Origin of the sequence: Sorangium sp. So ce295, from assembly GCF_051527405.1 — a bacterium.
GTDB classification, from domain to species: Bacteria; Myxococcota_A; Polyangia; order Polyangiales; family Polyangiaceae; genus Sorangium; species Sorangium cellulosum_B.
In genome coordinates this window covers 2,586,158-2,609,161 of record NZ_CP150324.1, presented here as the reverse complement: position 1 = coordinate 2,609,161, position 23,004 = coordinate 2,586,158, and the positions used below count along the sequence as shown (strand labels likewise).

18 protein-coding genes are annotated in these 23,004 nt (G+C 70.4%); 7 read left to right on the top strand and 11 right to left on the bottom strand.

Translation table 11 applies throughout. The features are described 5' to 3' along the window. Positions 1 to 36: 36 nt before the first annotated feature. The 5 genes from WMF11_RS09965 to WMF11_RS09945 form a co-directional block, all read right to left on the bottom strand. A complete protein-coding gene (locus WMF11_RS09965) occupies positions 37 to 1,200 on the bottom strand; it encodes a methyltransferase domain-containing protein (RefSeq protein WP_437298817.1) in 1,164 nt (387 codons plus the stop codon). Positions 1,201 to 1,271: 71 nt separating this feature from the next. Next, on the bottom strand, positions 1,272 to 1,829 hold the full coding sequence (locus WMF11_RS09960) for a hypothetical protein (RefSeq protein ID WP_437534412.1): 558 nt from the start codon (positions 1,827 to 1,829) through the stop codon (positions 1,272 to 1,274). A gap of 1,044 nt (positions 1,830 to 2,873) precedes the next feature. Continuing rightward, the gene (locus WMF11_RS09955) at positions 2,874 to 4,091 is read right to left on the bottom strand and encodes a tetratricopeptide repeat protein (protein WP_437977283.1); all 1,218 of its coding nucleotides are present in this window, start codon (positions 4,089 to 4,091) and stop codon (positions 2,874 to 2,876) included. Further along, on the bottom strand, positions 4,088 to 5,650 hold the full coding sequence (locus WMF11_RS09950) for a SpoVR family protein (protein ID WP_437977282.1): 1,563 nt from the start codon (positions 5,648 to 5,650) through the stop codon (positions 4,088 to 4,090). The genes WMF11_RS09955 and WMF11_RS09950 overlap by 4 nt, the downstream gene beginning before the upstream one ends. A gap of 6 nt (positions 5,651 to 5,656) precedes the next feature. Continuing rightward, on the bottom strand, positions 5,657 to 6,766 hold the full coding sequence (locus WMF11_RS09945) for a DUF444 family protein (protein ID WP_437280781.1): 1,110 nt from the start codon (positions 6,764 to 6,766) through the stop codon (positions 5,657 to 5,659). Between the two features lie 188 nt (positions 6,767 to 6,954). Between WMF11_RS09945 and WMF11_RS09940 the strand changes: the two genes are divergently transcribed. From WMF11_RS09940 to WMF11_RS09930, 3 genes are all read left to right on the top strand, one after another. Then, complete coding sequence (locus WMF11_RS09940; protein ID WP_437977281.1) at positions 6,955 to 7,992, top strand: hypothetical protein; 1,038 nt, start codon at positions 6,955 to 6,957, stop codon at positions 7,990 to 7,992. A gap of 420 nt (positions 7,993 to 8,412) precedes the next feature. Then, positions 8,413 to 8,913, top strand: coding sequence for a hypothetical protein (locus tag WMF11_RS09935; protein WP_437977280.1), 501 nt, complete (start codon positions 8,413 to 8,415; stop codon positions 8,911 to 8,913). A gap of 327 nt (positions 8,914 to 9,240) precedes the next feature. Continuing rightward, entirely contained in the window at positions 9,241 to 9,399 is a 159-nt protein-coding gene (locus WMF11_RS09930; RefSeq protein ID WP_437551296.1) for a hypothetical protein, read from the top strand. Between the two features lie 762 nt (positions 9,400 to 10,161). Here WMF11_RS09930 and WMF11_RS09925 read toward each other — a convergent pair. The 3 genes from WMF11_RS09925 to glnE form a co-directional block, all read right to left on the bottom strand. Further along, the gene (locus tag WMF11_RS09925; RefSeq protein ID WP_437977279.1) at positions 10,162 to 11,577 is read right to left on the bottom strand and encodes a carboxypeptidase-like regulatory domain-containing protein; all 1,416 of its coding nucleotides are present in this window, start codon (positions 11,575 to 11,577) and stop codon (positions 10,162 to 10,164) included. 462 nt (positions 11,578 to 12,039) lie between these two features. Then, positions 12,040 to 12,582, bottom strand: coding sequence for a hypothetical protein (locus tag WMF11_RS09920; protein WP_437908183.1), 543 nt, complete (start codon positions 12,580 to 12,582; stop codon positions 12,040 to 12,042). A gap of 48 nt (positions 12,583 to 12,630) precedes the next feature. After that, entirely contained in the window at positions 12,631 to 15,828 is a 3,198-nt protein-coding gene (gene glnE / locus WMF11_RS09915) for a bifunctional [glutamate--ammonia ligase]-adenylyl-L-tyrosine phosphorylase/[glutamate--ammonia-ligase] adenylyltransferase (RefSeq protein ID WP_437977278.1), read from the bottom strand. Between the two features lie 125 nt (positions 15,829 to 15,953). Between glnE and WMF11_RS09910 the strand changes: the two genes are divergently transcribed. Together WMF11_RS09910 and WMF11_RS09905 are read left to right on the top strand one after the other, a co-directional pair. Then, a complete protein-coding gene (locus WMF11_RS09910; protein ID WP_437977277.1) occupies positions 15,954 to 16,697 on the top strand; it encodes a metallophosphoesterase family protein in 744 nt (247 codons plus the stop codon). 174 nt (positions 16,698 to 16,871) lie between these two features. Beyond that, positions 16,872 to 17,804 (top strand): diguanylate cyclase, encoded by a 933-nt coding sequence (locus WMF11_RS09905; RefSeq protein WP_437977276.1) that lies wholly within the window; start codon positions 16,872 to 16,874, stop codon positions 17,802 to 17,804. Between the two features lie 143 nt (positions 17,805 to 17,947). On the opposite strand, the gene WMF11_RS09900 is transcribed toward WMF11_RS09905, so the two are convergent. The 3 genes from WMF11_RS09900 to fni all read right to left on the bottom strand — a co-directional run bounded on the left by WMF11_RS09900 (position 17,948) and on the right by fni (position 20,505). Beyond that, on the bottom strand, positions 17,948 to 18,325 hold the full coding sequence (locus WMF11_RS09900) for a response regulator (RefSeq protein WP_012234398.1): 378 nt from the start codon (positions 18,323 to 18,325) through the stop codon (positions 17,948 to 17,950). 2 nt (positions 18,326 to 18,327) lie between these two features. Then, complete coding sequence (locus WMF11_RS09895) at positions 18,328 to 19,173, bottom strand: GAF domain-containing protein (protein WP_437551285.1); 846 nt, start codon at positions 19,171 to 19,173, stop codon at positions 18,328 to 18,330. Between the two features lie 225 nt (positions 19,174 to 19,398). Beyond that, entirely contained in the window at positions 19,399 to 20,505 is a 1,107-nt protein-coding gene (gene fni / locus WMF11_RS09890) for a type 2 isopentenyl-diphosphate Delta-isomerase (protein ID WP_437977275.1), read from the bottom strand. 172 nt (positions 20,506 to 20,677) lie between these two features. On the opposite strand from fni, the gene WMF11_RS09885 reads away from it, so the two are divergent. After that, the gene (locus tag WMF11_RS09885; protein WP_437551282.1) at positions 20,678 to 21,643 is read left to right on the top strand and encodes a hypothetical protein; all 966 of its coding nucleotides are present in this window, start codon (positions 20,678 to 20,680) and stop codon (positions 21,641 to 21,643) included. Continuing rightward, positions 21,644 to 22,936 (top strand): argininosuccinate lyase, encoded by a 1,293-nt coding sequence (argH, locus tag WMF11_RS09880; protein ID WP_437551281.1) that lies wholly within the window; start codon positions 21,644 to 21,646, stop codon positions 22,934 to 22,936. Positions 22,937 to 23,004 lie beyond the last annotated feature (68 nt).

Genomic DNA, 23,004 nt, shown 5'->3' with positions numbered 1-23,004 from the left:
TCACGACGCGGCGGAGCATGACGACCCGGCCTCCCCTCACATGACCCGCATCGGCTTGCGGCCCGAGCCGGCGTAGATCGGCCACGAGGCGAGGCCGTGCGGGTGCGTGATGGCCGCCATGTGAGCGCGCAGCCCGGTGCTCAGCTCGGCATGGTAGTCCGGCGGGGCGCCGGCGGTCCGGGCCATGTTGGCGGTCACCGAGATCCAGCACTCGACGACGCGCGCGAAGTCGAAGCAGTCCGTGTTCATGTTGTTGATGTCGATCAGGTTGACGCGGATGTCCTCGAGGCCGGCCTCCCCCATGATCTGCCGCGTCTTTATCCCCGTATCGAGATCCATCCCGATCGACCTGCCGAGCTCGACGAACCGCTTGTAGGTCGCGCGGATGAGGTCCTGCTCCGGATAGCCGTACGCGCACGACAGGAGCTCGTTCGTGATGTAGATCCGGCCGCCCGGCTTGCAGATGCGATAGAGCTCCTGCATGATGCGCTCGGGCTGCGGAAAGACCTGGAGAGACAGACGGCAAGACACGAAGTCGAACGAGTTGTCCGGCAGGAGCAGCGCCGCGGCGTCGCCGTACTGATACTCGACGTTCTCCAGCCCGAGCCGCCGCACGTGGTCCTGCGCGTAGCGGAGCGCGGGCCGGGAGTGATCGACCCCGACGACGTGCTCTGGCTTGAACTCCTTCTGGAGCAAGATCGCGAAGTCGCCGAAGCCGCACGCGATGTCGGCGATCTTCATCCCCGGGTAGAGGCCGTGGTTCGTCAGCCCCGTCTTCTCGTGCTCCCAGATGATGCGCTCCTGGAGGCGGAGGACGTCGATGAACTCGGCATCTTCGAGCATTCCCTGGCTCGGGTAGAACGCGACGTCGTAGATCTCGACGGAGACGCTCGAGTAGATCTCCGCGATGACCTGAAACTTGCGGATCGCCCAGGGGATGACGCTGGAGATGATCAGCCTGATCTTGAGGTTGGGACGAGCCTCGACGGCCCAACGGACAAACCTGTTGATCTCCAGGAATGCCACGTTGTTCATGTACTTGAGCCGCTTGAAGTCCAGGCAGAGCTCGCCGCTCGCGTTCTTGGCCGCGGTCTCCAGCGTGCCGCGGATGGCCCTCATCTGATCGGCACCGAACGGCCGCAGCATGCCCGAGAGCGCAACCTCCTGGTCGGTCTGGTCGACGCGCATGCTGAAGGTCACCTGCGAGCGCCACGAAGGGAGGCCGCTCGCAGACGAGGGCGGTACGGCGGATTCGCGACCGATCGGAGCTGTCATAGTTCTTCTACCTCAGTGAACGGGAACTGAATCGCCAGAAGGAGCCAGTCCCCGCTCGTGGGTTCGGAGATACTGAGCTTCGAGCCGTAGACGACCGCGAGTTCGAGCAGCCCGAGCGCCTGAGCGTCATCATCCGGAACGTCGTGCTCGAGCTGCTCTCGATACCAGGCCATCGGGTCCGGCTGATTGGCCAGCTGGACGGCGTGGTTGTAGAACTTGGCGCTCTGCTCGTTGATCGGGACCTCCGCCTCGACGAGGATATGGTTCTGCTTCTTGCGGAACCGCATCTTGATCTCGCCGGTGGATCCGTGATTCCGGTATATCGCTTCCAGCAATTCGTTGAAGAACGTCGAGAGCAAGGTCGCGTGGCGCTCGGGGTCATCCTCATTGGCGCTCGCGTACCTCGCGAGGAAATTGGCTAGCTGATGACAGTGGTTCCACCGTTTACTGAAGCCACCGACCGAGAAGTTCGCGGAAATGACCATGCCGTCCGCCGGTAACGCGGGCGGCGGTCGCAAGGTCGGAGCTATGTCGGCCTGCTTGGAAACGGACATCAAAGCCTCGGGGGTTGGTTGACAAGTGAGGCACGAACGAGGTTACCCGGGTTCGGGGTGCCCCGTCGAGTGCATCGCGAGGTTTCCAGCGAGCGCCATCCGGGCCTTCACGCGGCAGAAACGTCAGCGACCGCCCGGCCGGTTGCACCAGGTATGCCACCGCGCGGTAAAATTTCTGTAATACAGCTCGCATTTGCCGAAGACCACTGGTCTCATGACCAGGTGAACCAATGTAGGGTGTCGCCTGCTGGCCGGCGGCTCCGTTCGGTCGTTTCGCACAGTTCCGGGTGAAACGGGCTCCGCTTGCCTCAGCACGCGATGTTCGTGGGTCACCACGACAGGCAGACATTTTGTCCACAGAGCACCCGCGCCGGCGGCGCCATTTGTAGTCCTCTACACATGCGCTCCCCGCTCGCCTCGGCGGGGCGCACAGTCGTTGACCATCAGACCATTTGGAGCAGCAGAAGAGAGGTAATCGAAAGTGCGTCGCTGCTGTCAACCCCTTCCTGCGCGCGGCCGAGGTGCGCTCAGACATCGTGTGGTCCCGCGACTCGCCGCGGGAGTGCGAGGAGATCCGTGCGCCCACCTACCACGCAGCCCATCGCGCGCCGGAGCCGAGTGCGTCTCTCCGGCTCGGATTCGGTATGCGGCCCTCCCGCGCGGGAGTCGGCGTCTCGCGGCAGCGCCGCGACGAGTCCCACGCCGGGCGAGCGCTCGCGGCTGGCGCCGGGTATCGTCAGGCGTCCGGAGCGCTTCACAACATCGATGGTCCTGCAGCCGTCGTCCTGCTGCCGGGCGCCGCTCGACGAGCGCCCTCACCTTCGCCGCGAGCGGCGCGAGCGGCCAAAAGACGCGCGGGGTCGGACATGGCAACGATTGAGCTTGACAATCATCCATGCAGGCCGCGTGTGTTCACCGTCGCGCTGTCCGGCGCAGCAGCGCGCAACCTCCCGAGCGCAGCGCGCAGCGCGCGCCTGACCGCGGGCTCGCGCCGCGCAGCGCAGCGCAGCGCCGCTGTGGCGCACGCGACCGGCGCTTCGCGCGTCACCGCGGCGGAGCGCCGCGCCGCTCGATGGCGTCGAGCTCGTCCATCACCGCCTTCACGCGTGGATCCGTGGGATCGACGGCGCGCGCCTTCTCGTACGCTGCGCGCGCGTCCTTCAGCTGGCCCGACTGCGCAAGGGCGTTGCCCAGGTTGATCCAGGCGCTCCCGAGCTTGTCGTCGAGCTTGAGCGCCTCGCGGTAGAGCGCGGTCGCCTTCTGCAGGTCGCCACGGAGGTGGTACGCATACCCGAGGTTCGATCGGTAGGTGGCGCGCGCCGGGTCGCGCGCCACAGCCGCCTCGAGGTGCGGAACGGCGCGCGCGGGATCGTTCGCGGCGAGGAGCGCCGTCCCGAGGTCGTTCTGCAGGCGCGCGTCCGCCGGCGAGAGCCTCGCGGCGCGCTCGTAAGCGCGGATCGCGTCGGCCGTCCTCCCCGCGGCCAGGAGCGCTGTCCCGAGGTTCGCCTGCCGCTCCGCGTCCCCGGGTGCGAGCTCTGCGGCACGCGTCAGCTCGCGGACAGCGTCTTGCAGGTTGCCGAGCGCGAGGTGCGCGACGCCGAGCGCGGAGCGCGCCTCGGCGTCGCTCGGGGCGAGCTCCGCGGCACGTGTCAGCTCACCGAGCGCGGCGTCGGCCCGGCCGAGGACGAGGAGTGTGCGGCCGAGCTCGAGGTGCGCGAGCGCGTGGTCAGGCTCGAGCGTCACTGCGCGCTTCAGCTCCGGGAGCGCGGCGAGCAGCGTCCTGTCCCCCGGCGCCCCGTTGTAGTCGGTGGACACGCCTGCCCGGGCGATCGCCGCGCGCTGGGCGCCGACGATCGCTGCAGCGTCCTTCTTGTCGAGCTGCGCGGCCGCGCGATAGGCCCTCTCGGCAGCGGCGAAATCGCCGCTCGCATAGGCGGCGTCGCCCTCTTCGAGCTTCCTGTCCGCCGGCGTGCCGGTGCCGCGCGCGACGCGCGGAGGAGGGCTCGCCGCCGCGACCTCGCTGGTGGACGGCGCGTCGAGCGGGACGCCCGAGCCGACCGGCGGGCCTGCCGCGCCCGGGGCAGCGCCGCTCCCCGGAGGCGGCGCGGGCGCGGCGTTCGCCGTCGGATCGAGCCGGGCAGACGGCGCAGGGGCCTCCGCCGAGGGTCGCGGCGCCGGCGAGCGCGACGCTGGCGCCGCCGGGGCGCAGCCGGCGAGCGCGAGCAGGACGCCGAGCCGGCGGATCGCTCCGCAGGCGCTCACAGCTTGTACGGGGTCATCGCGTGCTCCTTGCCGTCGTACCGGAGCAGCACAGGCTTGTTATCCATCTTCGTCGCCACGCCGACCGGCCGCTTCCAGCACCGGACGAGCGCCACGAGCGTCTCGCGCGCGTAGTCGGCCCGGAGGTCGAAGCCGCCGTGCACGTGCTCGAGCAGGAGCTCTCCCCGGTTGCCGTAGTTGGCGTCGACGACACGGATGTACGGGTCGCCGAAGTTCGTCAGCTGGAAGAGGAGCTTCTCCTTCACCTCCTTGAACTCGCGGCTCTCGATCTCGAACCTGTCGTTCCGCCCCGAGAAGCCGAACGTGTACATCTTCTGATCGATCACGAACTCCGGCGTCAGGAACTCGTCGATGAAGGTCACGTCATTGTAGAGCGCGCGCACCTGGAAGATCTTCTCGCGGCCGAGGCCGAGCCGCATGTCCCAGGTGCGCTTCGCGTCGAGGTCCGCGCACTCCTCCCACTCGCGGCCGAAGCGGCCCTTGTTCCATCGATCCTCGATGTAGCGATAGAGCTCCACGCCGACCTTGTAGGGGTTGAAGCGCCCCGGCGCCGTCGCCATGACACCGGCGTTGTTCTCGGCGTAGTCGATGATCTCCGACGCATCGAGGACCTTCTCGGTCATCATCTTCGAGTGCCAGTACGAGGCCCACCCCTCGTTCATGATCTTCGTCTGGCGCTGGGGGACGAAGTAGTACGTCTCCTCGCGGATGATCTCGAGCACGTCGCGCTCCCACCGATCGAGCGGCGCGTGGTCGAGCAGGAACTTGAGCACGTCGCGCTCCGGGCGCTCCGGCACCTTGCGCTCCGGCTTCTTCTGGTCCTGCCGCTTCTTCCGCTGCGCCGCGAGGATCTCCTCCGGGTTGATGAAGGAGTCCATGTACTCCTTGGCCCGGAGCTTGTAGGTGTCCATCGGCTCCTCCGTGGGCTCCTCGTCCTCCCTGGCCACGGGGCGGCCGGTGAAGGGGGCCCACGGGTCGATCAGGTTCTCGAGCGAGAGGCAGTGGTCGACGAACGCCTCGACCTTGTTGATGCCGTAGCGCTCGATGTGGCGCGACACGCGCGCGCCGTGGTTCGCCATCTTGTCGATCCACTTGCGGTCCGGATCGTAGGCATCGCTCTTCCGCACCGGGTCGAGGATCGGGCCGCGATGGTCGAGATCGGTGGACCGGAAGCAGAAGTTGTTCTTGAAGAAGTCGACGTGCGCGTACACGTGCGCCATGACGAGCTTCTGGTCGGTGAGCGAGTTGCCCTCGAGGAGGTAGGCGTACGAAGGGTTGTTGTTGATGACCATCTCGTAGATCTTCGAGAGGCCATACTCGTAGCTCTTCGAGAGCTGCTCGTACTCCATGCCGAACCGCCAGTGCGGGTAGCGGCTCGGGAAGCCGCCGTACGCGGCGATCTCGTTCATCTGGTCGTACGTCAGCATCTCGAAGATGACGGGGAAGAAGTCGAGCCCGTAGTCCCGGGCGATCTTCTCGATGCGCTCCTTCTCGGTGCGCAGGTAGCGGGGAAGCGCGGTGTTCAGGGCGAACTTGCTCATACCGCTCTACTTCCCCTTCCCCAGGAAATCCTTGATGCTGCCCACGATGGCGTCCTTGTCCCTGATCTCGCTCACCACCACCCGATCGTCCTGCGAGAAGTGTTCTTTCAGATCCTTGATGAACTGGCCCGAGCCGTACGGGCTCTCGACCTGCCCGTAGGCGAACATGTTGACCCGCGGCAGGATCTGGGTCTTGAGCACGTCCACGCAGGAGAGCGTGTCGTCCATCGACCAGTTGTCGCCGTCGGAGAAGTGGAACGGATAGATGTTCCACTCGTCCGGCGGGTAGTCGTTGTCGATGATCTGCGAGCACAGCTTGTAGGCGCTCGAGATCATCGTGCCGCCGGACTCGCGCGTGTGGAAGAACGTGTCCCGGTCGACCTCGCGGGCGATCGCGTCGTGGATGATGAAGCGCGACTCGAGGCCCTTGTACTGGCGGGTCAGCCACGCATCGAGCCAGAACGACTCGATGCGCACGATCTCCTTCTGCTCGTCGCCCATCGACCCGGAGACGTCCATCATGTAGATGATGACCGCGTTCGCGACGGGCTCGGTGATCGTCTTCCACGAGCGGTACCGCTTGTCGTCCGGGACGGGGACGACGACGGGCGCCGCCGGGCGGAACGTCCCGCTCGCGATCATCCGCTTCAGCGCCTCGCGGTACGTCCGCTTGAAGTGGCGCAGCGACTCGGGGCCCACCCTGCGGATGCCGGAGTAGCGATCGTGGGCGTTCGAGATCTTGCTCTTGCCCTTGTCCTGGATGTCGGGCAGCTCGAGCTCCTCGCCGAGGATGCCGGCGAGCTCCTCGAGCGTGACGTCGACCTCGAGGAGGTGGTCCCCCTCGCCGCTGCCCGCCTGCCCCTGGCCGGGCTGCTTGTCGTCCGAGCCCCCCACGGGATCGCCGGGGTTGCCGTCGCCCTGCCCCACGCCGCCGCGTTGCTTGTCGCCGAAGCGGAAGCGCGGGATGTCGATCTGAGGGATGGGAATCGAGACGAGGTCCTTCCCCTTTCGTCCGATGAGCTCGCCCTGCGAGATGTACTTGCGCAGGTTCTCGCGGATGCGGCCGCGAACGATCTGACGGAAGCGCCCGTGATCCTGGTCGATCTTCAACGACACGCTCGCGAGTGTAGCATCGGAAGCCGCCTCGGGTCCGCACGTTCGGCGGGCCGCCGAGGTCTCCCGCCCCGGCGGCGCCGCTTCCCCGCTTCCGTTCGACATCTCCATCTCCACTTCCCCACGTCCCCGCCGTTGCCCCACCGCCACGCCCGCCCGTCGTGAACTGCCCCCGTGTTAGCCTCCGCGCCGTGCTTTTCCGAGCGCGCTGCCTCCTCGTGTTCCTCGTGCTCGTGGTCCTCGCGGCGCTGGCCCTCGGGTGCGGCTCCCGAGAGCAGCTCGTCGGGCTGCCCGATCTCGCGGGCGCGGGGGGCGCCCCCGACGCGCCGCCCCCGGACCCGCCGCTGTGCCGGGAGGACGGGCTCCCCTGCCAGGGCGCGGCGGACTGTTGCAGCGCCGCATGCGCGCAGGGGATCTGCGGCGGCGACAGCTGCGCGCGGGACGGCGCGCCGTGCGCCGCCCCGGGCGACTGCTGCGCCGGCCTGTGCGCCGGCGGGCTCTGCGGGCAGGGCTGCTCGGCCGACGGGGCGCCGTGCCAGAGCGCGGCGGAGTGCTGCGCCGGGGTCTGCATGGGCGGAGCCTGCGGGCGGGGCTGCTTCCGGGACGGGAGCGCGTGCGGGTCCGCGGGACAGTGCTGCTCGCTGAGCTGCGTGGAGGGCGCATGCCGCGCGCCGTGCATCCCGAACGGCGCGCGCTGCAGCGCGGGCGACGCGTGCTGCAGCGGCGCCTGCGTCGCGGGCGCCTGCGCCGAGGCGTGCGCGCCCGACGGCTCCATGTGCGGCCAGAGCGCGGACTGCTGCACCGGGCGCTGCAACGCGGGCATCTGCGGCGGGTGCAGCTCGGACGGGGTCGCGTGCGGCTCGGCCGATGCGTGCTGCAGCGGCGCGTGCGAGGACGGCGTCTGCCGGCCCCCGTGCGCGCGCGACGGCCAGCCGTGCGCGGACTCCGGCGAGTGCTGCAACGGCAGCTGCCAGAACGGCCTCTGCGGCGGCCCCGCTTGCCCGTCGGACGGGACGGGCTGCGGAGGATGCGTGGCCGAGCGCTGCTGCGCGCAGCTGAGCCAGTGCCTGCTCAGCCCCACCTGCGCGGACGACGTCGCGTGCTTCTTCGGCTGCCTCGACGAGGGGAGCGGCCCCGCCGTCTGCGGGTTCCAGTGCATTCACAGCCCGGAGACGTTGCAGCTGCTGCGCTGCGTGGGCAGGAGCTGCGGCGGCGGCACCTGCTTCTGACGCGCGGCGCGGGGCGCGATGGCGCGCGAGGGGAGCGGGTCTCGCGCGGGCGTGGGGCTCGCCGCGCCCGCGGCTCCACCGCGCGGGTCTCGGGCGCGGATTTGCCGAGCGCCTGACGCGCAATAGGCGCTTCCGCCGGGGTTGGCTACAGCGGATCCTGATTTCGATTCCGGTGCTTCCCGCCGACTTTCCGACCGGGAAAGAGGGAAGGCTGTGGCACCATGAGTCCACGAGCGAGCTCATGTCGAGAGAGCTCGGGGGGAGGGCTCAATGCCGAGAGGCGAGACATCGAAGGATACGTCCAAGCAGAGGAAGCGGGTCCAGAGCGGCGAGCGCGAGCAAGCTGCGCCCGCGATATCCCAGGGCGAGGCGGGTCGGAAGGCTCCGCGCAGGCGGACGAAGTCCGCTGCCGGCGCACGGATGGCCGCTGTGTCGACCCGGCGGGTGACCCGGGCGAAGAAGGGAGCGAGCAAGGCAGGAGCGAGCGCCGCGGCGCGGCCGGGCACGGCGCGGAGCACCGCGGCGGCGGAGAAGAAGAAGACCAGCAGCGCGCCGAGGAAGGCGACCGCCGGACAGACGAGCCGGCAGCAGAGCGGCGCGGCCAAGAGGGCTGCCACGACGAGGAAGCGGACCGCCACCGGTAGCGCGGCGGGGCGCGGCCGGAGCGCGGCCGGCGCGACGCCGGCCGGCGGGCGCAAGACGACGCGCGCGGCGGGCGCGACGCCGGCCGGCGGGCGCAAGACGACGCGCGCGGCGGGCGCGAAGCGCGCGGCGCCGCAGCGCGCAGCAGCGATGAGGAAGCCGTCGGCCAGCGCCCGCGTCGGGCGCGGAGCCGCGCGGCGAACGAAGGCGGCGCAGTCGGGCGCGCAGAGGGCGGGGCAGAAGCGCGCGACCGCCGGCAAGCGGTCGGCGGCCAGCTGAGCTGCAGCGTCGGGCGCGCCGCTCGCCGCGGAGCGCCCAACCGCACCTTTCCCGTCACATCCCATCCCAAGCATCCCAAGAGGCCGCCGGCAGATCTCGGCCGTCGCGCCTCCGCGCGAGGCCCCACCTCCGGGCGCAGCGGCACGCCGGCCACCTTCGCGGCCAGCGTGAGGGGTGGGCGCGCGCCCGCTCCGCCGCGCAGGCGACGAACGCGCCCGGAGCGCGGCTGACGCGCACGACGCCGCGCCCGGGCGCGGCAGCGCGGCTGACGCGCACGACGCCGCGCCCGGGCGCGATCAGGGCGGTGACGCCAAGGGCTCGCCGACCATGAGGACCACCCAGGTGGCGGCCAGGAAGGGATACGGCGCCCCGCCGAGGCCTGGCATCGTCGACCGCGCGCGCCGCGCGCAGAGCGGGCAGCCCGCGTCGCCGCGCCGGCTGAACAGGTACCGGCGCGAGGACGGCGGCGGCGCAGGACAGACCTGAACTTCATCGCCCTCCATCACTCCGCGCATCCCCCCCATCTCGCCCTGCAGCGGAAGCGCCTCCGTGCGCCCGGTCTCCTGCGACGCCCCGCGCAACCGCGGAGCACGACCGCCCTCGCGAAGCCAACGCTCGATGGCCCGGTATGCAGCCGCTGGCTTAGGGCGATGCTGGACCATCGTAGGAATGTCCCTTCTGCCGAGCCGAAGACCAGCGACCAGGCTCCGGATGTAACCCCGCACTGCGGGCGAGATTCATCCTAGCAGGATCCCCGGACCATGCATGGATGACATTCCGTACCTGCGTGGTGCTTCCCACCGCGACAGCCTCTTGTCTCGGCTGTCGTCATGATTGTCGTCTTCGTACGTCTTCGTACGCCTCCGTCTGCTCAATCGATATCTCCGAGGCGCACGCGGAGCGCGGCGCGGCGAAATGGGTGCGCAGCGCGGCAGCGTGTCCCGCCGCCGCGCGCAATGGAGCACAGATGCTCCGCGGCTCGTGGTCTCCCGCGATCAGGCGAGGCGGATAGCAACAGGATATCCCGGAGAGGAACGAAGGCGACCCCCGATGGCGCGCGGCGCTCGCCGGATCGAGCGGAGAGGACGCTCTCCGCCCATCATCAAGGATCGTTTGCGGGGCAGCTCGGGATGGAGACGACGTAGTTCAGGAGAATACCGACATGGGTCCTTCAGCCCCGGCGGCGCTCCGAGACCGGCGCACGGGCGCCGGCGGCGCGGCGGACGCCAGGGACGCGAGGGAGGCAGGTCACTGCGGGATGGGGATCGGCGGCGGCTCGTCGTCGGGCACGATGCAGGACGACAGGTCGAACAGCATGAAGAGCAGCGCCTTCTCCTGAGCGCTCAGCTCCTCCGCGGAGCACCCCTCCGGGAAGGGCGGGCCCGTGATGTCCGCCGCAGAGACATGGATGTCCGTGAACACGAGACGCCCGCACTGCTGATCTTCTGGGGCGTCGACGGGCGTGTTGAATGTGAAGTACTGGACCCCGGCCGGCTCGGGCTCGTCGTAATAGATCCACCGGGTCGAGACGTCCTCGGTCACGTCGCTCACCGTATGCTGCGCGCCGTTGATGACGATCTCGCCGGGCACGTCCGACGCGCCGACATTGACGAGCCACTCCGCGAGGGCTTGCCCCTTCGGGAGCGTGGTGTCCACGAGCGCCGTGAGAGGGCTCTCCGGGTCCGTGACGTCGTTGTCCCAGACCGCCGTGTCCGGGAACGGCGCCGGCCCCCGCTTCAGCCAGACGTTGTGCCAGTGGGACGCGAACACGCGCCCGCCGAGCGAGGTATAGTCGAACATGGCCTGGCGCGCGGGCCCGGGTTTGTCTTCCACGTGCGGGTCGCCCTCGCAGGCGAGGATCACCATGTCGTACTGGCTCAGGGCGTCGACGGTCCCCCAGAGGCTCGTGGCCGGCGTGAACTCCGCGCCTTGATTCAGGCGATCCGCATAGCGCGTCGTCACCTCGTGATCGACGTCCCCGCGGCCGGCGAACAGGTTGATCCGCCCGGTCCCGGTCTCCGGCGTGAACTCGCTCTCATCAATCCCGAGTTTGTGCAGCAAGCACTCGAGCGGATCGGCGCCGCCCGTCGTGAGCGCGATCTTCGGGATGTGCCCCTCTGATTGGTTGCGCGGCAACCGGATGATCCCGGCGTCCGTCGCGGTGTCCTTGCATCGGTCGACCACGGGGAGCGTCATCTCGCGGCGCCATTTGCCCACCTGCACGACGAGCGGGATGTTCTCGCCGACCGGCACGTCCTCCAGGACGAACTTTCCTTCCGTGTCGGTCAGCGCCGTCACGAGCGGTGAGCCGGAGAGCGTCGCGCTGCACTGATCGCAGGTCGCGCCGTCGGGGATGGGTTCAAGCGGCGCATTGGGCACGTAGACGATCACGTTGTAGAGCGGCAGTTTGCCCGAGGGGTCGTACACGGTGCCGCTCACCGTGGTCTTCGCCCCGTTCTCGCATTCGACCTGCTGGCATTCGAGGCCCTCGCAGTCGCCTTCGCCTCCGACGCCGCCCCCGCTGGCGATCGCCGGGAAGCCGCCGAAGCCACCGCCAATTCCACCGCCAATTCCACCGCCAATTCCACTCCCACCGCCAGGCCCCGCGCCGCCGGATGCTAAAGGCGCCGTGCCCCCGGTATCTCCGCAGGAGCAGCCAGCCATGACGCCCGGTGCTACAGCGATCGCAGCCATCAAGACTCCCGCCTTGCCCGACCAAGTCACCATTTCGAGCCTCCCGGCGACGCGAGCAAAGGTGCTCTGCTGCCGCCCAGTCTCTATCGTATGCCAGACTGTAGAAATCGGGAAGTATGTCCAGCAAAGAGCAGGAATGGAGCGATGGGTTATTAGGGCGAGCCCTGATACCTCTGACTACCGCGTCCGCAAAGGACATGCGTGTCGCGCGGTCGGACGGCCTGGACAGTGAATATTCGTGCGTCCGACATGGTGCGTGACGCAATGACAAGAAGGATTGACGGATCGATGATTCGTGACGAGCGCGTTGTTCTTTCGCACCGCGCGCCGCGCGCCGCGCGCCCCGTGCAATTGCTCCGCGAGCGAGGTCCCGCGACGAGCGCCGCTCGCGCCTCCGGCTCGCCTGAGCCCGCTTCGGGCCCGTCCGGCGGATTACTGCGGATCGACGCGGGTCAGCCCGAACCAGAGCACGGCGTGCCACCGCTCGTGCCACTTCAGCAGCATCGGCCCGATCGCGAGCCCGGCCTCCACGGTCCGCAGCTCGTCCTTGACCGCGCTCACCGGCCAGGGATTGCCGAACGCCTTCTCGCCATACGTCAGCGCGAGCGTCGGCTTGCCGTCGAGCTCCGAAGCGATCAGCTGCGCCTTGAAGCGACAGATCCGGCTCCCGAAGACCACGTTCGTGCCGGAGTTGCCGCCATGGTCGAACTCGTTCCCTTTCCAGGGCATCCAGCGCGACGCGAGCGCCGTGATCAGCGGGCGCGTCGCCAGGTGGATCCCGGCCGTCGGCTGCAGGGCGAGCAGGCGCCCTCGCGGCAGATCGCCGAGCTCCGCCGGATCCGCCGGCTTCCCTGCCTCGTAGAACTGCCTCAGCGTACCCGGGTGCGCGCCGACGAGGCTATCGAGGGAGGTCGTCCCGGTGACATGACGGTGCCCGACGGACGGGCGTGCGCTCTGCTCGCTCTGGGTGGTCATCGGAACGCCTGGCATTCCACCGCGTCCGACTAGGGTCAACGGCAACCGTCAGCGCTCGTCTTCGCACGGTTCCCCCGGTTCCGCAGGTTCCCCCGGTTCCGCAGGTTCCCCCGGTTCCCCCGCGCTCGCCGTGTTCGCCCCTCGCGCCTCGCTCGCCTCACCGAGAGACGCCGCGCCGCCCGCGACGATGGCCTCGTACGCCCGGCGCACGCGCTCGGTGATCGCGCCGTAGCGCGCGAGCAGCTCGCGCGCGGCCTCGGCCGCGGTGCGGCCCCGGATGCCCGTCCGACGCGCGAGGGTCGGGACCCCGGGCGCGTCCTCCTCGAGGAGCTGCGACGCGTCCGCGTGCACGATGCGGATCCGCTGCTCCAGCTTGCGCAGGAACGCGTGGCCGTCCCGGAACGTCTCGGCGTGCTCGGCCGAGAGGTGTCCGGCCGCGGCGAGCGCGTCGATCGCCGCGAGCGTCTCGGTGGTCCTGACGCGCGGATCGGCGCCGTGCCGGATCTGCAGGAGCTGCACCGCGAACTCGATGTCCGCGAGTCCGCCCCGCCCGAGCTTGAAGTCGCGGCGGCCGCGGCGCTCGTGCGAGAGCTCGCTCTCCATGCGCAGCCGGAGCCGGTGGATCTCCTCGGCGATCCGATCGAAGTCGTCCGCCTGGAGGTACGCGGCCTCGTGCACGATGGCGATCGCCTCCGCCCCGAGCTCGGGATCGCCGGCCGAGGCGCGCGCCCGGATGAGCGCGAGCCGCTCCCAGATCGCCGCGCGCATGTGCCGCGCGCCGGGCGACGACTCCGGCTCCGCGGGCGCCGGGGAGGCCGCGTCGGCGCGGCGGATGCCGTGGTAGCGAGCGAACGAGTCGATGGACGTGACGAGCAGCCCCTGGCTGCCCGACGGGCGCAGGCGCGTGTCGAGCTCGTAGCCTGGGCCCGCCGCGTGCGACATGGAGATGAGCCGGATGATCTGCCGCGCGCGCCGCGCGTAGTACGTGCCGGGGTCGGACGCGGCCCCCTGCTCGCCGGGCGGCGCGCACGCCGGGTCGAACAGGAAGAAGACGTCCAGATCCGAGCCGTAGCCGATCTCGCGGCCGCCGAGCTTGCCCATCGCGATCACGGCGAGCCCTCGCACGGGCTCGCCCGGGGGCGTCCCCAGCGCGAAGCGCGTCGCGGCCTCGAGCGACGCGTCGGCCAGATCCGAGAGCGCGAGGGTCGCCTCGCGCGTGCCGACCTCGCCGCTCAGGTCGGCGAGGCCGACCTCGATGGTGACGCGCGCCTTGGCGCGCCGGAGCGCCCCGATGAGCGCCTCCTCCGGATCCTCGTCCGGCGACGCCTCGCTGAGGCTGGCCTCGATCGTGTGTCGGATCAGCTCGGCGCTCGGCGCGCCGCGCGCGAACAGGACGGCGTCGACGAGCTCGGGGTACCTCACCATGGCGTCGCCGATGAACGCGCTCGACCCGAGCGCCTCGACGAGCCTGCGGAGCGCGCGCGGCTCGTCGCCGAGCATGCGCGCGTAGACGGAGGAGTGCCTGATGCGGGAGAAGCACAGCCGGAGGAAGCGCGCGGCCTGCTCCGGATCGGCGGCGTCGACCACCGCGGCGAGCAGCGTCTCCGCGAGGGACGAGGACGCCTCGCGGCTGCGCGCCCCGAGCAGGCCGTCCGGGTGGCGGGACAGCTCGAAGAGATCGTCGGCGACATCGCGGAAGCGCGCCGTCAGCGAGGCGTGCGGCTCCGGCGGCGCGGCGAGCTCGGGCGCGGCGCCGTCGGCGGCGGCCGCCGGCTCGCCGCCGAGGACGAGCACGGCGTGCTTCGCCAGCGCCTCGGCGAACGCGTCGCGATCGCCGTGGTCGAGCGCGGCCATCGCGTCGATCCACCGCGACGGCCGGGCGCTCCCCTTCGGCAGGAGCGACAGGAGCCGGGCCTTGATGCGCCCCCGGCGCTGCGCGGTGTCGGCCAGGAACGCCGCGGCGTCCTCGAAGCGCAGCGCCCGCGCGAGGCGCGCGATCTCCGCCTCGCTGTCGGGGAGGAGGTGCGTCTGCACGCCGGTCGCGGACTGCACCGCGTGCTCCGCGCGCCGGAGCGCGAGGTAGCCCTCCACGAGCTCCCGCCCCTCCCGGTCGGTCACGTACCCCAGGGTGCGCAGGCGCCGCAGGCCGTCGAGCATGCCCTGCGCGCGCGCGCGGGGCTCGCGCCCGCCCCAGATGAGCTGCAGGGCTTGCACGAAGAACTCCGCCTCGCGGATCCCGCCCGGGCCGAGCTTCAGGTCGCGCGACGCGTCGTGCGGGAGCTCCGCGCGAGCGCGATCGACGAGCTCGATCATGTCGACGGCGAGCTGCGGATCGACCTGGCGCCGCCACACGAACGGGCCGAGCACCCCGAGCGCCTCGGCGCCAAAGTCGAGATCACCGGCGATCTCGCGGGCGCGGAGCAGCGCGGCGCGCTCCCAGAGGCGGCCGAACGACTCGTAGTAGCGCTCGGCCGCGGCCAGGGAGTTGACGAGCGGACCGCTCCGGCCCTCCGGGCGGAGCCGGAGATCCACGCGCCAGACGAAGCCGTCTTCCGTGACCTCCTCGAGCGTCGACGTGAGGCGGCGCGCGACGCGGGCCCAGAAGTCGTGCAGGGTGACCGAGACGGCGCGATCGCCGGGCAAGCCCACGTGCCCGTCGTCCGTGTCGTAGAGGTAGATCAGATCCACGTCGGAGCCCGCGTTGAGCTCGTCGCCGCCGAGCTTCCCCATCCCGAGCACGACGAACTTCGAGCGCGCGCCCGTCGCGGTGCGCGGCTGTCCGAACCGCGCGGTCACGGCGGAGACGGCCTCGGCGAGCGCGACCTCGATCGTGGCCTCGGCGAGCGCGGTGAGCTCGCGCGCGGTGACGTCGATGTCCGCGCCGCCCGCCGACGGCGGGAGCAGCTCGCGCAGCGCGACGCGGATCCGCTCCTCGCGCGCCACGCGCCGGAGCTCCCGCCGGACGCGGTCCGTGTCCGAGACGTCGCCGACGCGGCTCCGGATCCGCGCCAGGTACGTGGCGCGATCGCGCGCCGTCTGGTGGCCTTCCGCCGCGAGCCGCTCCACGATGTCCGGATTCGCCTCGATGATCGCGCCGATCGCGGGGTAGGCGGCCGTCAGGAGCGCCGCGATGGCGAAGGCCATCGTCCCGGGACGAAGCCGAGTCGACAGCCGCTCCGCGCGGTCCTTCACGCGTTGCTCATCGATCGCGCTCGCGATCTCCAGGAGCCTCGAGACCTGTTGCATGGCGGGAGGCTAGCAAGACCGTGGGGGCGTGAACGGCGGTTCCGCAGGGCCCGACCGCCGGTTTATCGCGACCTGGCCCCACCTCGCGCCTTGGCGGCGTCGCTCTCAGATCCTATGCTCGCCGGGTGCGATTGCTCTGCGTCTCGGATATTCACGGCCACGCCGACGCGCTCGCGGCGGTCCTGGCCACGGCCGAGCGCCGAGGGTATACCCAGCTCTTGGTCGCCGGAGATCTCTGCTTTCCCGGCCCGAAGCCGCTCGAGACGTGGCGCCGGCTCACCCAGGCCAAGGCGGTTTGCGTACAGGGCGTATCGGATCGCGCCCTGGCGACGCTGGACCTCGACAAGGTCAGGGCGCGGAGCGAGCACGAGCGAGCGCGGCTCGATCGCCTGTCCCAGACGCGCACCGAGCTCGGCGAGCTGATCCTTGCGCGGCTGGCGCGGCTCGCCCCGACGTACCGCCTGCCGCTCGAGGACGGCGGCGAGCTCGTCCTGGTCCACGGCTCCCCGGCGGATCCGCTCGAGCCGATCTCTCACGACATGACCGATGAGGAGGTGCTCTCCCTGCTCGGCGACGATCCGGCGGATGTCGTGATCTGTGGTGGCTCCCACGTCCCGTTCGATCGGATGGTGGGCGGCGTGCGCATCATCAACGTCGGCTCGGTGGGCGAAGCGCCGTGCTCGCTGCGGGGCGACGTGCGGAGCACCGTCGATCACGTGCGCGTCGGTGCGCGCGCGCCTGGCGAGCTTGTACGGAGCGGCGCCGTCTCAGGGTATGGCGCGGGGCACGCCGACGCGACGTTCGTCGAGCTCCGAGCGGGCGAGCTCTGGGTCGAGCAGCTCGTGGTGCCGCTCGGCAGGGCTGCGTGAGCGCGCAGGTGCGCGGGAGCGCTCCGTCGGGAGCGGGCGCAAGGGGTGGGAGACGCTCGAGCCGCGCGAAACGCGCGACGCTCCGTCACGCACCCTACCCGACAGGGAACATCGCCTGTGCCCTGCCCTCGCGCTTGAACCTATTTCAAGGATTTAGGATCATCCTCAGGGAGCATGGGCAGCTACCTCCCCGACGATGACTTCGAGGCCACGCGGGTGGCCAACGTTGGGGAACTCCACAAGGAGCTCCCGGCGCGCTCGCCGAAGGACCGCGCCTACCTCATCGTGCTCGCTGGCTCGAACGTCGGCGAGATGTACCGGGTCGAGGGCGCCGAGATCGTGATCGGCCGAGCATCCGGGGCGACCATCCGGCTGAACGACGACGGCATCTCGCGGCGCCACGCGCGCCTCCTCCAGATGGACAGCCAGGTGCTGATCGAGGATCTCAACAGCTCGAACGGGACGATGGTGAACGGCGAGCACATCACGCGCGTCGCCCTGCACGACGGCGACAAGATCCGCCTGGGCTCGACGACCATCCTCAAGTTCACCTACCACGACCATTTGGATGAGTCGTTTCAGCAGCAGATGTACGACGCCGCGCTGCGCGACGCCCTCACCAAGGCCTTCAACAAGAAGTACTTCCTGGATCGGCTCGAGACCGAGGTCTCCTATGCGCGGCGGCACGGCGCGCACCTGTCGCTGCTCATGTTCGACGTCGATCATTTCAAGAGGATCAACGACACCTTCGGGCATCTCGCCGGCGACTACGTGCTTGCGAGGATCGCCAAGATCGCGAGCCACACGGTGCGGACCGAGGACGTGTTCGCGCGCTACGGTGGAGAAGAGTTCGGCATCCTGTGCCGCGGCGTGGGGCTCGAGAACGCGGGCATCCTCGGCGAGCGGCTGCGCCTCCTCATCGAGGGGTCGGTCTTCGAGCACGAGGGCGTTCGCATGCCGACGACGATCAGCGTCGGCGTCGCGGCGCACCCCGAGCTCGCGGTGCAGACCGGCATGGAGCTCATCGCGGCGGCCGATGAGGCGCTCTACGAGGCGAAGCGCACCGGCCGCAACCGCGTGCTCCTGAAGTTCGGCCTGAAGCCGTAGAGCGGGGCGCGGGTTCATCGCAGCGCCGACCCGCCCTACCGCGGCCGCGGTAGGGCGCCGCGCCGCCCGAGCTTCCGGCGCATGGAACCGTGCGCCCGCAGAACGCGGGCGGTGGGGCGCGCCCGCTGGCCGGGCGCGGTGCCTCAGTCGATCTTGAGGAGCTCCTTGACCTTGGCGATGACCTGCGGGGCCTGGATCGGCTTCGTGATGTACGCGTTCGCGCCGAGCTGCAACGCGCGCTGACGATCCTCCTGAGACCCCTCGGTGGTGATGATGATGATCGGGGTGTCCTTGTGGACCGGATCCGTGCGCACGCGCTTGACGAGCTTGAGCCCGTCCATGATCGGCATGTTGATGTCGGTGATGATTACGTCGTACTTGGTCGAGGCGAGCTTGCGGAGACCGTCGACGCCATCGTCTGCCTCGGTGACGCGGAGGTTCTTCACGCGCGCCAGCGCGAAGACCAAGAGCTGCCGCATCATGGGCGAGTCTTCAACGATCAGACACGAGTACTCGGCCATGATCAGTCCTCCAGGTCCAGGAATGCCTGGACGCCAGGCACCTTCCGGCCGGCGTCGGTGAAGAGCCGCGCGTTGATGAGGGCGGGGGCGGCCTGGGCCCCGAGGAGCTTGAAGAGCTCGGTGTCCACGTTCACGAACTCCGTCTTCTGCGGGAGCGTGCTGAAGATCGCGATGACACCCACGGTGCGCCCGTTGAAATCGAGCGGGATCACTGCAGCGGGATCCTCGATGCTCCCCTTGGAGACGTCCTTGGTCTCGTCGAAGAAGATTTCCCCCTTCGAGAATGCCTGGCCGACGATGCCTTCGGTCACCGGCATGCGCGCGATCTCCTCGACCGCGACGCCTTCGCTCGCGATCGAGACGAGCTCTTTACCATCGGGAGACGCCAGGTACACGGAGAAGGCGCCCGCCCCGAGGAACTGCGCCAGGAGCTCCTTGAGGTTGCGGAGGACATGGCGCACGTTGCGCGCCGCGTGCAGCTGCGACAGCGCGACGTACAGGTTCGCGAGGTTCGCCAGCTCTCCCTCCGCCTCCGAGTAGCGGCTGTTGAAGCGGTCCGAGGCCGCCACCATCCGCACCGACTGCGTCACCAGGTCGCGTTTCTCCTGCTCGAGCTCCTCGATCTTGCGGAGCAGATCGCGGATGGCCGAGTCGCTCGCGAGGTGCGCGCGGAGCTTGCCGTTCTCCGACTCGAGCTCGGAGATCTTGTCACGAAGGCGCTCGTTCTCGCGGAGGAGCTCCTCGGTCAGCTGCGCCCCCTTGCGGAAGAACTGCTGAATGAAGGCATCGCGCTCCTTCTTCAGGTCCTCGGGGGGACGATCGCTCGGACGCCCTTTTTTCTCCGTCATTTTATCCCGGGGTTCTCCAGAGCTTCGGACCGTATCATGCGGGGCTGACCGGACGGAAGCGTCGAGCGCGGGCCGGAGGCGTGCCCGGCGCCCCCGCCAAGGACAGCGACCGCTGGGCGCCTTGCCGTCCCCGCCGACAACGTCGGTTCGGCCCCGCCGGCCCTACCCTGGGGACCGGACCCCGCCGTCTCGGCCCCCCTACCCCCGTTACCGCCACCGCCACAACTACGCCCTCTCCATCTGCTTCATCTGCTTCATCTGCTTCATCTGCTTCAGCAACCGGGTCCACCTGCGCAGCTCCCGTCCGAGCAGCACGGGTGCCTTCTGGAGTGACGCGATGTCGCGCGCCCCGACGAGCAGCATGACCGCCCGGAGCTCGGCCTCGACGCTCTCGAGGTACCGCACCGCTGCGTCCCGTCCCCCCGCGACGAACGCCTGGAGGACCGGACGCGCGATCCCGGCCGCATGCGCGCCGAGCGCGAGCGCTCGAGCGACGTCAAGGCCGCTCGTGATGCCTCCGGTCGCGATGATCGTCTTGAAGCGAGGACGGATAGCGCGGGCGATGAGCACCGAGGCGGCCGTCGGTACCCCCCACTCGCGCAGCGCCTCACCGAGGGAGCGGGCCGCACCCGCGGCGCGGGCCGCCTCGACGGCAACCCAGGAGGTACCTCCAGCGCCGGAGACGTCCAGGTCGCGGACGCCCGCCCGGACCAGGCGGTATGCCGTCCCCGGGCCGATCCCGCAGCCGGTCTCCTTCGCGACGACCGGCACGCTGAGTCCGCTCGCGAGCCGGCCCATCGCATCCAGCGCGCCGGCGAAGTCCCGGTCGCCGCCCGGCTGGACCAGCTCCATCGCGGGGTTCATGTGGACGCAGAGCGCGTCGGCGCCGACCTGGGCCACGAGCTCGGCGACCGCCTCCGTCGACAGCGATCGCGCCTGCACGGCGCCGATGTTCCCGAGGAGGAGGGTGGTCGGAGCGTGCGCGCGGACCTCGTAGGAGGCGGAGGCGTCGCCGTTCAGCATCGCCCGCTGGCTCCCGAGCCCGAAGCCGTACCCGCGCTCCTCGGCGATCTGCGAGAGCTCCCGGTTGATCGCACGCGCGCGCTCCGTCCCGCCGGTCATGGCCGCGATCAGGAGCGGGACGCGGAGCCGCTTCCCGAGCAGCAGCACCGAGGTGTCGATCGCGTCGAGGGAGAGCTCCGGCAACGCGTCGTGGATCAGGTCGACCTGCTCCAGCAGCGTGGTCTTGGCGCGGAACCCGACATCGCCGGTCGCGCAGAGCTCGATGTGATCCGCTTTCCTCTCGGAGATGCCCTTCGCCTCTTCCGTCATGGGGGCACAACTTTACGCGGTCGCCGACCGCCGTCGAAAGGGAAGTGGCATGGACAAAAAAACGCCAAAATTCGCGTCCCCGAGCCAGGCGCTGCCGCCCGGCCCGCCTTCCGCTGCCGCTACCTGGGAACTACCGCGCGACCGCCGCGCAGCGGTGGCATACAGTAGCTGTATGGACCTCCCGGACGAACCGCAGATCCGCTGGATCCTTCGTACGACCGCGACGCTCCTCCAGCACGGCGCGGAGCCGGTGCGCGGGCTGGTGCAGCCGACGGCCGAGTTCTTCCCGGACCCGTTCGACGGCTCGCCGAAGACGGTGGCCGCCCTGATGCTGCGGGTCCAGGAGCACGCCGGGCTCCAGGATGTCCCGGTGGAGCTCGCGGTGGTCACCCCCGAGGGGCAGGCCAGCACGGTGAACTGCTCGAGCGGCGCATGCGGCGGGATGGCGCTGGAGTCGAAGCTGGAGCGCGTCGCCCCGCGCGGCGACGGCGGGTACCGGGTCGCGCTCTCCGCGGGCGAGCTCCGCAACCCCACGGTGCTCACGACGGCGTTCGTGCGCGCCGTGGCGTACATGTTCCTGAGCGAGGCCGGCGCCTTCGACGCGCTCGCGCCGTCGGACCGCGAGCCCGCTGTGGATCTCGCCGCCGTGCTGCTCGGCTTCGGTGTCCTCGCGACGAACGGCTCCTACCTGTACGCGAAGGGCTGCGGCGGCGTGCAGGTGCACTCGGCGACCAAGATGCCGGTCGACGAGCTCGCTCTCGCGCTCGCCGTCTACTGCCGGCTGCACGACGTGCCCGATCGGACCGCCGCGCGGCACCTCGACGTGACGCCGCGCGCCCACTTCGACGAGTCCGCCGTCTGGGCCAGCTCCAACGCCGCGCTCGTCCGCATGCTGCGCGCCGCGCCGGACCGGATCGCCGCGGACGACTATGCGATCGGCGAGTCGAGGAGCTGGCTGGCCCGCGCGCTCGGCCTCGGCAAGCGCCGGCCGGCGCGGACGGCGGACGACGAACTGCGCGAGCTCGAGCGAGAGCTCGCGCCCGCGGCCGGCGCGGCGAAGCCGCGACCGCTGGACGAGGGCAAGGCCAAGAAGCTTGCCGAGATCCGTGCTCTCGTGGACGAGAGCCTGGGGAGCTGAATGAGCGTACGACTGTGGGACAAAGGGGGCGCGACCGACGCCCAGATGCTGCGTTACACCTCGCGCGACGACTGGCAGCTCGATCAGCGCCTGCTCGCGTACGACCTGCGGGCCACGATCGCGCACGTCCGCGGGCTCGCGCGGATCGGCGTGCTCAGCGAGGCGGAGCGGGACGCGCTCGTCCGCGAGCTCGAGGTGCTCTCGGCGCAGAACGAGGCCGGCGAGCTGCGGCTCACCGAGGACGACGAGGACGGCCACAGCGCGATCGAGGCCGCGCTGGTCGCCCGCATCGGCGACGCGGGCAAGAAGGTGCACACCGGCCGGAGCCGCAACGATCAGGTGCTCGTCGCCACGCGCCTGTACGAGCGCGACGCGCTGGACGAGCTCGCCGAGAACGCGACGGCCGGCGCCCGCGCGCTGCTCGATCTCGCCAGGCGCGAGGCGGAGACGCCGATGCCCGGCTACACGCACCTGCAGCGGGCGGTGCCGTCGTCCGTCGGCTACTGGGCCGCCTCGTTCGTCGAGGGGCTCACCGATGCGATCGACGTGGTGCGCGCGACGCGGGCGCTCGTCGATCGCTGCCCGCTCGGGGGCGCCGCGGGCTTCGGCGTGAACCTCCCGCTCGACCGCGTCGGCGTCGCGCGCGAGCTCGGGTTCGCCGGCGTGGCGCTGAACCCGCTCGCGTCCCAGACGTCGCGCGGCATCATCGAGGCGCAGATCCTCGCCGCCGCGTGGCAGGTGATGGCCGTGAGCCGCCGGCTCGCGTGGGATCTCAGCCTGTTCGCGATGAGCGAGCTCGCGTTCATCCGCCTCCCGGAGGCGTTCACGACCGGCTCGTCGATCATGCCCCAGAAGCGCAACCCCGACGTCGTCGAGCTCATGCGCGCGGCGTGCTCCGTCGTCCAGGGCGCGCTCGCCGAGGTGCAGTCCATCGTCGCGCTCCCGTCGGGCTACCACCGCGATCTCCAGCTCACGAAGGGCCCCACGATGCGCGGGCTCGACGAGGCGCTCGCGACGTCGCGCCTCTTGCCGCGGCTCGTCGAGGGGCTCGCGTTCGACCGGGAGCGCATGGCCCGCGCGATCACGCCGGAGTGCTTCGCCACGGATCGCGCCGTCGAGCTCGCCGTGGAGGGCGTCCCCTTCCGCGAGGCTTACCGCAAGGTCGCGGCCGAGATCGCGGCGCTTCCGGCCGGCGACGCCGCGGCGAGCCTCCGCGCGCGCGTGTCGCTCGGGGCTCCGGGCAACCTCGCGCTGGACGACCTGGCCCGCAGGCTCGATCGCCACGCGCGCTAGCTCCGCCTGTCAGAGGTCCTGCCATGGGCGGGCGCGCGCCACGCAGGCGCCGCCCGCCCGAAGGCCGT

Coding starts and splice junctions, on each gene's coding strand:
- WMF11_RS09900 (WP_012234398.1), bottom strand. CDS start 18,325: ATGGCCGAGTACTCGTGTCTGATCGTTGAAGACTCGCCCATGATGCGG.
- WMF11_RS09925 (WP_437977279.1), bottom strand. CDS start 11,577: ATGGCTGGCTGCTCCTGCGGAGATACCGGGGGCACGGCGCCTTTAGCA.
- WMF11_RS09935 (WP_437977280.1), top strand. CDS start 8,413: ATGGCCGCTGTGTCGACCCGGCGGGTGACCCGGGCGAAGAAGGGAGCG.
- WMF11_RS09920 (WP_437908183.1), bottom strand. CDS start 12,582: ATGACCACCCAGAGCGAGCAGAGCGCACGCCCGTCCGTCGGGCACCGT.
- WMF11_RS09960 (WP_437534412.1), bottom strand. CDS start 1,829: ATGTCCGTTTCCAAGCAGGCCGACATAGCTCCGACCTTGCGACCGCCG.
- WMF11_RS09930 (WP_437551296.1), top strand. CDS start 9,241: ATGAGGACCACCCAGGTGGCGGCCAGGAAGGGATACGGCGCCCCGCCG.
- glnE (WP_437977278.1), bottom strand. CDS start 15,828: ATGCAACAGGTCTCGAGGCTCCTGGAGATCGCGAGCGCGATCGATGAG.
- WMF11_RS09905 (WP_437977276.1), top strand. CDS start 16,872: ATGGGCAGCTACCTCCCCGACGATGACTTCGAGGCCACGCGGGTGGCC.
- fni (WP_437977275.1), bottom strand. CDS start 20,505: ATGACGGAAGAGGCGAAGGGCATCTCCGAGAGGAAAGCGGATCACATC.
- argH (WP_437551281.1), top strand. CDS start 21,644: ATGAGCGTACGACTGTGGGACAAAGGGGGCGCGACCGACGCCCAGATG.
- WMF11_RS09885 (WP_437551282.1), top strand. CDS start 20,678: ATGGACCTCCCGGACGAACCGCAGATCCGCTGGATCCTTCGTACGACC.
- WMF11_RS09950 (WP_437977282.1), bottom strand. CDS start 5,650: ATGAGCAAGTTCGCCCTGAACACCGCGCTTCCCCGCTACCTGCGCACC.
- WMF11_RS09895 (WP_437551285.1), bottom strand. CDS start 19,173: ATGACGGAGAAAAAAGGGCGTCCGAGCGATCGTCCCCCCGAGGACCTG.